The 9,792-nt window shown below is 61.7% G+C and carries 7 protein-coding genes; 4 read left to right on the plus strand and 3 right to left on the minus strand.

What is annotated here, in order from left to right:
• Positions 1–246 precede the first annotated feature (246 nt).
• The 3 genes from OUZ52_RS06030 (at position 247) to OUZ52_RS06040 (ending at position 4,358) form a co-directional block, all read left to right on the plus strand.
• A complete protein-coding gene (locus tag OUZ52_RS06030) occupies positions 247–2,310 on the plus strand; it encodes a transglycosylase SLT domain-containing protein (protein WP_266157455.1) in 2,064 nt (687 codons plus the stop codon).
• Positions 2,311–2,916: 606 nt separating this feature from the next.
• The gene (locus OUZ52_RS06035) at positions 2,917–3,633 is read left to right on the plus strand and encodes a B12-binding domain-containing radical SAM protein (protein WP_266157456.1); all 717 of its coding nucleotides are present in this window, start codon (positions 2,917–2,919) and stop codon (positions 3,631–3,633) included.
• Between the two features lie 134 nt (positions 3,634–3,767).
• Positions 3,768–4,358: a DUF4080 domain-containing protein gene (locus OUZ52_RS06040; RefSeq protein ID WP_266157463.1), complete on the plus strand. Its 591-nt coding sequence runs from the start codon at positions 3,768–3,770 to the stop codon at positions 4,356–4,358.
• 23 nt (positions 4,359–4,381) lie between these two features.
• On the opposite strand, the gene OUZ52_RS06045 is transcribed toward OUZ52_RS06040, so the two are convergent.
• From OUZ52_RS06045 to OUZ52_RS06055, 3 genes are all read right to left on the minus strand, one after another.
• Entirely contained in the window at positions 4,382–5,347 is a 966-nt protein-coding gene (locus OUZ52_RS06045) for a quinone oxidoreductase family protein (RefSeq protein ID WP_266157457.1), read from the minus strand.
• 73 nt (positions 5,348–5,420) lie between these two features.
• Positions 5,421–5,672 (minus strand): DUF3820 family protein, encoded by a 252-nt coding sequence (locus OUZ52_RS06050; protein ID WP_266157458.1) that lies wholly within the window; start codon positions 5,670–5,672, stop codon positions 5,421–5,423.
• 58 nt (positions 5,673–5,730) lie between these two features.
• Positions 5,731–7,143 carry a cryptochrome/photolyase family protein gene (locus tag OUZ52_RS06055; RefSeq protein WP_266157459.1) on the minus strand — a complete coding sequence of 471 codons (1,413 nt, stop codon included), beginning with the start codon at positions 7,141–7,143 and terminating at the stop codon, positions 5,731–5,733.
• Positions 7,144–7,333: 190 nt separating this feature from the next.
• On the opposite strand from OUZ52_RS06055, the gene OUZ52_RS06060 reads away from it, so the two are divergent.
• Positions 7,334–9,792, plus strand: a 2,459-nt coding sequence (locus tag OUZ52_RS06060) for an AAA domain-containing protein (protein WP_266157461.1), incomplete at its 3' end; no start/stop codon positions are given.

The following is a 9,792-nucleotide window of genomic DNA, read 5'->3' on the forward strand; positions in this document are numbered from 1 at the left end:
GAACGGGGAACGGGGAACGGGGAACGGGGAACGGGGAACGGGGAACGGGGAAAAGCCTAAAAAGCAGAAGCGGAAAAGCAAGGGCTAAAACAAAAATCAAAAAAGATCGAAAAGAACGCCGCGCCGCAATCACCACGCAACCTTCACGTCCCCGTTCCCTATTCCCCGTTCCCCGCTCTTAATCCCATTCCCTTTTCCCTAATCTTCAGTCCACTACACTCGGGCGGATTGCCACAAGGACCGTCCATGCCCCATCACTATTTATCGCGGCCGCGCCGCACACCGCGCCTGCTTGTGATCGTGACGAGCTGGTTGCTGGCCAGCAGTGCCGTTATGGCCGCCGACCCGACGGCGGCACAACGCGAGGCGTTCAAACAGGCCTATGCCACCGCCACCACGCAAGGCGGCGAGAGCTGGCGCGAGCAGGCCAAGGGACTGACCGATTACCCGCTCTACCCTTATCTGGAAGCCGCCGCGCTCAGCCACGATCTGCGCCAGCTGGAGAGCGCTCCGGTGTCAGATTATCTGCGCCGCTATCCCGACCTGATCCCGGCCAGCGACCTGCGCCGCGACTACTTGCTTGAACTGGCGCGGCGCAAAGACTGGGATGGTTTTCTCGCGCTGTATCAGCCCGGCCTCGGCGATGCGCTCAGTTGCAACGCCTTGCAGGCGCGGTTGAGCAAGGGCGAAAAGCTGGATTTCGATAAGGACCTGTCATCGCTATGGGCCAAGACCAGCTTGCCCAGCGCATGCGATCCCGTGCTTGATGCCGCACACAATCAAGGGCTGCTCAGCAGCACGCGCTTGTGGGAGCGCATCGACCGCGCCGCCGATGCCAATCAAGGCGGCACCATCGTCTCGTTAGCCGCTTGGTTGCCTGCCGATGAAGTCATCGCCGGACAACGTATCGGCATGGCCTTGCGCGACCCCGCCGGCGCCGTCACCGTGGCGCCGAAATGGCCGGATACGCCACGCCATCGCCAGGCGGCGATGCTTGCGCTGGAGCGCTTGGCCCGCCGCCAATCGGTAACCGCCGACCTGGCTTGGCAAAAACTGCAAAGCCACTTCACCTTCAGCCCGGCCCAACGCGGTCGCATCATGAACGCCCTGGCGGTGTTCCATGCCACCGATTTCAACGAAACCGCGCTGGCCCGACTGACTGAACTGCCGGCGTCGGCACAGACCGATGTCAGCCGTGAATGGCGAGTTCGCGTGGCGCTGTCGCAGCAAGACTGGAAAAGCGTACTGACCGCCGTCGACGCCATGCCAGAGACCCAGAAACAAGACGGGGAATGGCGCTGGTTTCGGGCACGTGCGCTGACCGCGCTGAACCGCGATGCCGAGGCGCGCCAAGTGCTTGCCTCGTTGGCGCAGGAGTCCAGCTATTTCGGTTTCATGGCCGCCGATCGCCTGAATATCGGCTACACGATTTGCCCGCTGCCGTTCTCCAGCGACCTGCAACGCGAGCGCTCCCTGTTGGCCAACCGCGGGCTGCAACGTGCTTTTGAGTTGTATGCGATCGATATGCAGAAAATGGCCCGGCGCGAATGGACCCAGGCGCTGAACAACGCTGACCCCGCGACGTTGCGGCAGGCCGTCGATATCGCCTATCGCCGTGGCTGGTATGACCGCGCCGTGTTCGTGCTCAACAGCGGCGATGCCTTACGCGATTACGAGCGCCGCTTTCCGCTCGCCGGCCAGGATGGCCTGGTGCCACAGGCCGGCCAGGCCGGCATCGACCCCGCCTGGGCGTACGCCATCCTGCGCGCCGAAAGTGCGTGGATGAGCGATGCCCGCTCCGGCGCTGATGCGCGCGGCCTGATGCAATTGTTGCCGAGCACGGCGGTGTTGGTGGCCAAGCGCCATGGCATCGCCTGGGGCGGCGGCGACACGCTTTACGATCCGCAGGTCAATATCGCCTTGGGCACGCGTTATCTGGCGCAGATGGCGGCGCGTTTCAATGGTGCGCCGTGGCTGGCAAGCGCGGCCTACAACGCCGGGCCGGGGCGGGTCGATCAGTGGCTGGCGGCGCGCGGTTCGCTGCAGGAGCCTGATCTTTTTACGGCAACGATTCCGTTCAAGGAGACGCGTGAATATGTCGCGCGGGTGATGGCTTTCAGCGTCATCTACGATTGGCGCATGAACGGTCGTGCGGTGACGTTATCCGAACGCATGCCGCCTATTGGTCAGATGTATAGCCTTCCAAATGGAAGAACGCCGCGGCGGGATGTGACTTGTCCGGTGAGTGCGGTGGTGGGGCCGGCTGAGGCGGGTTCTAGTGGGTTGGCGGTGCCTAGTAGTACGCGTTAAGGGTGGTGTTTTTGTTGTATGAGTCGCTGGTGGTGGGGCTTGTTTGTGGTGATGTTGCGATCTGACTGCCTGCTGTGGGCCTTCGCTTTTATGCGATGAAGTCGCGATCTGGTCGCCTGCGGCGGGGTTTCGAACCCCTGCCGGGGTCCGAGTCACTTTTCTTTGCGTGGCCAAAGAAAAGTAACCCAAAGAAAGGCCATCCCCGCTTGTCGCCCTTCGGGTGCGTGAGGGCTGGCCGGGCTTTTCGACAGGGCTCCTGCCCTGGCGAAAAGGACTCGGCGTCCCTGCCGAGTCCCCTGCGGGCCTTGTCGTCCAACCCTCACCGACGCACAGGGGCCCCGAAGGTCAAAAGCGAGAGCAATGGCAACATCAAGAGCAGCGTGCGGTGTTCGCGTTGATTCTCGGCCCTGCCGCTTTGGCCCCTCCCCCTACTTGTAGTGGGAGGCTGGGTGGGGGTGAGGGCTTGCGGCTAGATTCAACCCCTCCCCAGCCCTCCCCTGCTAGCAGGGGAGGGAGCAAACTGCGTTGGTGGGGCACGCCAGGGGTTTTGACCCGTAGATTTCCCCGGTGGCGTACCATGTCGGGCCAATTCTCCCTTGCACCGCCATGACCATCCTGCTGTCTACCCTCAATGCCCGTTATGCCCATGCCTCGCTGGGCTTGCGTTATTTGATGGCCAATGCGGGCGAATTGCGGGAGCAGATGGAGTTGCACGAGTTCGTGATCGGCACGAAAACCACCGAAATTGTCGAAAAACTGCTGGCGCGTCGTTCAACCGATGGCATCACCATTCTCGGCTTTGGTGTGTATATCTGGAATGTCGAGGAAACGACCCGCGTGGTGGCGCTGATCAAGCGGATCGCGCCGGAGATCGTGATCGTGCTGGGCGGGCCGGAGGTTTCTTATGAATCGGCGGGGCAGCCCATCGTCGAGGCGGCCGACTATGTGATTACCGGCTGGGGCGATGTGACGTTTCCGGAGCTATGCCGCAGCATTCTCGGCGGCTCGGCGCCCGCGCAGAAAATGCATGCAGGGCGGCAACCGCCGATGGCCGAGATTGCGCTGCCTTATAACGAGTATTCGGCAACGGATCTCGCCCAGCGCACGCTATACGTGGAGGCTTCGCGCGGCTGTCCGTTCAAATGGAGTCGTTGCATGCGCGCGGTGCGCGATTGTTCAAGTTTGTTGACCGCACGTTCAATCTCAATATCAAAAGCAGTCTGCGCATCCTGCAGTTCTTTCTCGACAAGCTCGAGGCGGCGCCGAACGATCCGGTGTTCGCCCATTTCGAATTGGTGCCCGATCACCTGCCGGAGGCGTTGAAGGAAAGCATCGTCAAGTTTCCGCCCGGCAGTTTGCAGTTCGAGATCGGTATCCAAAGCTTCAACCCGGAGGTGCAAACCCTGGTCAGCCGGCGACAGAACGATGCCAAGGCCGAGGAAAACATTCGCTGGCTGATGACTCACTCCAGCGCGCATCTGCATGTGGATTTGATCGCCGGCCTGCCGGGCGAAGACGTAGCGAGCTTTGCGCGTGGTTTCGACCGCCTGGTTGGGCTGGGGCCGCATGAGATTCAATTCGGCATACTCAAGCGCCTGCGCGGCACGCCGATTATTCGCCACACCGAAACCTACAAGCTGGTCTTTGACCCGTATCCGCCGTACACGATTCTCGCCACCGACCGCATCGACTTTGCCGAAATGCAGCGACTGGTGCGTTTTTCCCGCTACTGGGATCTGGTCGCCAACTCGGGCCGGTTTGGCCACACCTTGCCGATGATTCTGGGCGACTCGCCGTTTGCCCGCTTTATGCGTTTTGCCGACTGGCTGTATGGCGAGACCGATGCCACGCATCGCATCGCGCTGCACCGACTGGCCGGGCTGGTCAGCCAATGGCTATGCCTGGATGGCTACGACGAAGCCACGGTCACCGCGGTCGTCGCCCGTGACTATGCCGGCCAGGGTCGGCGCACCCCGGAGGAAAAAGCCGCGGTGCGTGAACAATATCTCGCCGCGCCGCAGCGCCAGGCACGGCATATGGAAACCTGACTGCAACGCCTGAACGCGGTCGATCAGGCAAGCGTAAGCACGACCTTACCGATCGCCTCGCGGCTTTCCAGGAACGCATGCGCCTTGGCCCCATCGCTCAAGGCAAAGCGCCCGGCAATCCGCGGCAGCAAGCTTCCGGCACGAATCTGCTCAAACAACGCAGCCGCACGCTCGCGGCGGATCTGCGCGCTGGTCAGCACATTCCACAGATCGCCACCGGTCAGGGTCAGGGAGCGGTCCATCAACAACCGCGGATCGACCGGATCGGGATCGCCCGCCGCCATGCCATAAAACACCACGGTGCCGCCGATGCGCGCGCTGGCGAGGCTATCGCCCAGGGTGCGTCCTACCGAGTCGTACACCACATCCGCGCCACGCCCCTGGGTCAGCGTGCGCACATTGTCGACAAGATTGTCGTAGCCGACGGCGGTATCCGCGCCCGCCGCCATCGCCGCCGCACACTTGGCTGCCCTCGAAGCCACCCCTATGACACGCGCCCCGGCAGCTTTCGCCATCTGCGTCAGCAGCAAGCCGACCCCGCCTGCCGCCGCGTGGACGACCACCGTATCGCCCGCACGAATCGGATAGCTGTCGGCAAGCAGGTACTGCGCGGTAAGACCCTGCAGCAGCACCGCTGCCGCCGTTTCGACCTCGATATCCGCAGGTAGCGCGATCAGCTTGTCGACATCGACCGCCACCAGCTCGGCATTGGCATACGGCATATCGGCAAAACCGACGCGCGTACCCACCGGGAACAAGGCATCGCCAGCGGCCGCGGTCTCGATGACACCCGCACCCTCATAGCCGAGGATCCAAGGCGCCTGCCCGCTGAGATGGTAGGTGCCGTTGCGCCGATAGACGTCCGCGAAATTCAAGCCGACGGCACGCATGCGCACTAGCGCTTGCCCAGGCCCGGGCACCGGATCGGCCACCACATCCCAGCGCAAGACATCGGCACTGCCGAATCGATCGAATATCAAAGCATGCATGGGCAACTCCGAAAGCAATATGCGGCCTGTTGCCGAAAGCGCATTTTACTCACTCATGGCAGAGTATCGAAGGTTACGGTTTCGATGACTTGTCCGGTACAGCAGGAAACGGCGCCCGGCCACGCAGCGGATCCAGCAATGACGACAAACCGTTGTGATCGAGCTCCAGCATCAAGGCCAGCAATCGCCCAAGCTCGCCGGATGGAAATCCCTTGCGCGCAAACCAGGCCAGATAGTTACCTGGCAAATCGGCGATCAGACGGCCTTCGTATTTGCCATACGGCATCTGGCGGGTGACCAGGAGCTTTAAGTCTTCGGGCTGCATGGTAAGAGACGGGTGAAGTGAGCGAGGTCGCTCACTTTGTCATGCCACATGGCGTTCGTCATCTTTGCCGCTGGTAAGCCGCCAGCGCCTGCTGGCGCGATGCGCCAAGATCCACCATCGGCGCCGGATAGCCGCAGGCTTCAAGCACCGCCGGGTCTTTCCAAGGCTCATGCAGTAACGACAGCGGCAACCCGGCCAATTCGGGCAACCAGCGTTTCAGGTACACGCCGTCGGGGTCGAACTTTTTCGCCTGCGTCAGCGGATTGAAGACACGGAAGTACGGCGCGGCATCCGCGCCGCAGCCAGCCACCCATTGCCAGCCCATGGTGTTGTTCGCCAGATCGGCATCGACCAGCGTGTCCCAAAACCAGCGCGCGCCGTGTGACCAGTGCTGACGCAGATTTTTCGTCAGAAAGCTGGCGACGATCATGCGCACGCGGTTGTGCATCCAGCCGGTGTGCCATAGCTCGCGCATACCCGCATCGACCAGGGGAATGCCGGTACGGCCCTGCTGCCAACGCTTGAGCAGCGCCACATCCGGCGGCGCCCAGGCAAAACCATTGAAACGCGGATTGAAGTTGTCCGTGGGCGTCTGTGGAAAGTGATACAGCAGATGATGCGCGAACTCACGCCAGCCCAACTCACGCAGGTAAGGCTCGATATCGGGTCGCCGCCGCGCATCCACACGCTGCGCATGCTCATGCAATGCAAAGTGGATTTGCCGCGGCGAGATCTCGCCGAAATGCAGGTGCGGCGAAAGCCTCGATGTGCCATGCCGTGCAGGCAGGTCGCGGGCATGCGCATAGTCGTTGATGGCATCGTCGCAGAACAGTTCCAGCATCTCTTGCGCGCCCTGCTCGCCAGGCTGCCAGGTTTCGGCCAGGCCGCCATCCCAGTGGATCGACGGCAACAACCCCAGCGCCGACAGCGGCAGACTGCCGGGTAGTTCCAGCCAGCCCGGCACGTGAGGTTCCGGCAAGGGAGGCACGACCTCCAATCGCTGCCGCAGATTGCGCCAGTACGGCGTGAACACTCGATACGGCTCGCCTTGCTGGGTGCTGATATGCCAGGGCTCTGACCACAAAGTAGCTGCATGACTATGCGCTTCGACGCCCCTCTCGCGCAGGGCGCTTTTGATCTGCGTATCGCACGCCATCGTCGCCGGCTCGTATCGGCGGTTCCAGTACACCGCCTGCGCACCGCTTTGCTTGAGCAGATCGAGCAGCACCTGCCAGGTATCGCCCTGGCGCAGGTGCAGGCAGCCCTTCTCGGCTTGCAATCGTGCATCCAATGCTGCCAGCGCATGGTGCAGCCACCAGCGACTGGCGGCACCCGCCGGCCACGCGCCATCGTCTTGAACCGAATGAATGAATACCGGCAACACGCGCGCATGCGCCGCACAGGCAGCCGACCACGCCGGGTTGTCGGCAAGACGCAGATCGCGCCGGAATAAAACCAAGGCAGTCGTCATGACGGAGATCGCATCGAGGCCGGGAGAAGTGAAGTGTTCGTGACGAGCTTAAGCTCCCACGTCGGATGTCGATATCCTTCGGTGGTCCCACGGCATAATGCACCACACATCAGCCACCAGCCAGGTGCGCTGCGATAAGCCCCAAGCCGCTGCTTTCCTTTAAGCATTCGTTCCGATGGAGCACCACGTCATGACGATGACCGATACCGATCGCGTACTCAACTTCTGGCACAGCGTCGAGTTCTTCAATGCCTACGATCTTGAGAAGCCCTTGGAGTCGGCCCGGCAATATCGGACCGCGGCTCTGGTCAATCACGACAATCTTCACGATGGCACCTGGGAAACCTACGCCTCGCGTCGCCGCGTGCTGTATCTGGTGCCCTTTGACGTTGCGCAGGTATCGCATATCGTCGAGGCCTATATCGACGGGCCATCCAGCGACGACAAGACCCGCGCTCGCGATGGCGAAATGGCCGCCGCTGGCTTGACCTGCTTTGCCAAGCTCAGCGTGAATCCAAAAGGCGAGCCGGACTTCAACGGACTAAGCCTTTCCGCGCTGCCCTGGGCACTGGGGAAATTGGCTGGCAAAGACATGGATGCACTTTGCGCCGAAGCATTCGAAGCCAGTGTCGCGAAACTCAAACACGGCCTGCTAGACGAATTCTCCCAGCAAGAGGAGAAGATTCTCGGCCCGGCGTTTCTGCTACGCATGTGCGAATTGCTGCAGGCCTGGGCGTCGTTCTCACCGCAGGGGGCCGGGCTGGCCTATCTGGATATCTACGCCGCGGAAAAATCACGCAGCTCGTCGAAAGAAGGCAGCTCTACCCCTGACGAGACGGAAACCGATGACGGCGATGAGCGTACCGATGCCAACGATGTTCCTATTCTCAACAGTTTCTATGTGCATGATCTGGCGCAGGCCAAGCGCGCGCTGAAATCCTCCGCCAAGCCTCGCGCACTGGCGGCCTATCTGGCTGGTGTCGATCAGGCCAAGCTCGATCTCGACAGTGAAGCGGGCCAGCGCGAAGTATTGGAAACGCTACGTCCCCGACATGGCATCTCCGGGCGCTGGCCCTCAGACCCGAAGCATGTGCAGTCATTGATGCAGCAGTTCGCGCTCAACAAGATGCAGGCCATGAGCAGCGGCGACATCCTGGCGGTCAATGGCCCTCCGGGCACCGGCAAAACCACCTTGCTTCGCGACCTGATCGCACACCTGATCGTGCAGCGTGCCGATGCGTTATCGAAGCTGCACGATGCCAAGCAAGGTCTCAGCGGCGAGATTAACGCCGTTTTCGGATCGAATACCCACAAAATCCCTTTGCTGTCTCCCGCATTGACTGGTTTTGAAATCGTCGTCGCCTCCACCAATAACGGCGCCGTGGAGAACCTGTCCCTTGAACTGCCTCAACTCGAAGGTATCGATGCACAACGCGTCGATACGCTGCATTACTTCAAAGAGGTGGCGACCAAGTACGCCGGCTCGCGTGGTGACAAAGCGTGGGTACAGCCCAGTCCCGTCTGGGGGCTGGTGTCCGCGGCGCTAGGTAAAAAAGCCAATCGCACGCGTTTCAGCGATGTTTTCTCCAATCGCGCGAGGACACCCTCGGACAAGCCGGGAAGCTACCTCGACAAAGACAAGGTCGATCAAGGCAGTTGGGATAACGTCGGCGCGATGACGTTTTGGCGTTACAAGTCAGAGAAGAAGTCGGCGCGCAGCTTCCAGGCCGCGAAACAGAGGTACCTCCAGGCACGGCTGGCTTATGAAAAGGAACGCGGCCAACTGGAGGTATTGGATCAGGTATATACGGATCTGCGGCAACGCTGGGCACAGGTAAAAAACCTTTGGCCTGCCGCGCCGCAACTGGATACGACAGACATCGCGCCCCTTGCCGAAGGCATGGAGCGCCTGGTCCAACGCCTGCAAGACAACACGCGCTCGTTCGAGCGCCAGTTGGGGCCGGCATGGCTCCGTTGGCTGGTCATGTGGTTCCGCAAGGGTCTCTATCAGCAATGGTGCGATAGCTGTGATGCGCTCGCTTTTGTGCGTGCCTTCGCCAACGACTTGACCGACTTGCGCCGTTTGATCGGCGCGTGTGGTGTCTATTTGTGGGATGGCACACCGCTCGATTCCCAAGCCAATCAACAGCACGCTTTCTGGCAGGGCAAGCGATTCAACGACACGCGTAGCGAACTTTTTGCCGCGGCAATGGCGCTGCACGAAGCCTTCTTCCTGGAAGCCGCCACAGCAGACGTCGTGATGGCGCTTTCGCGCATGCTGTCCAGGCCGCCCTTGCCACCCGCCCGGCATGCACTCTGGCGCTGGTTCTTCATGCTTACCCCGGTGGTGTCGAGCACCTTCGCGTCGATCCGCGCCCAGTTCGCCGGATTGGAATCGGAGGCACTTGGCTGGCTGGTCATCGACGAGGCGGGCCAGGCGCCACCACAAGCGGCGGTGGGCGCCATCATGCGGGCCGCGCGCGTGGTCATCGTCGGGGATCCGCTGCAGATCGAGCCGGTTGTGACGCAATCCACCCGCTTGCTCAACAAGCTGGGCACTTATTGGCTCGGCTCGGCTTGCCCTCGCTATGCGGTCGACAACCATTCCGTACAGACACTGGCCGACCGTGCCTACGCATTTGGCGTACG

The sequence above is a fragment of the Dyella silvatica genome (assembly GCF_026283955.1).
Taxonomy (GTDB): Bacteria; Pseudomonadota; Gammaproteobacteria; order Xanthomonadales; family Rhodanobacteraceae; genus Dyella_C; species Dyella_C silvatica.

What these genes read in the sequence shown, in the direction of transcription:
- OUZ52_RS06030 (WP_266157455.1), top strand. Translation starts at nt 247, where the DNA reads ATGCCCCATCACTATTTATCGCGGCCGCGCCGCACACCGCGCCTGCTT.
- OUZ52_RS06035 (WP_266157456.1), top strand. Translation starts at nt 2,917, where the DNA reads ATGACCATCCTGCTGTCTACCCTCAATGCCCGTTATGCCCATGCCTCG.
- OUZ52_RS06040 (WP_266157463.1), top strand. Translation starts at nt 3,768, where the DNA reads ATGACTCACTCCAGCGCGCATCTGCATGTGGATTTGATCGCCGGCCTG.
- OUZ52_RS06045 (WP_266157457.1), bottom strand. Translation starts at nt 5,347, where the DNA reads ATGCATGCTTTGATATTCGATCGATTCGGCAGTGCCGATGTCTTGCGC.
- OUZ52_RS06050 (WP_266157458.1), bottom strand. Translation starts at nt 5,672, where the DNA reads ATGCAGCCCGAAGACTTAAAGCTCCTGGTCACCCGCCAGATGCCGTAT.
- OUZ52_RS06055 (WP_266157459.1), bottom strand. Translation starts at nt 7,143, where the DNA reads ATGACGACTGCCTTGGTTTTATTCCGGCGCGATCTGCGTCTTGCCGAC.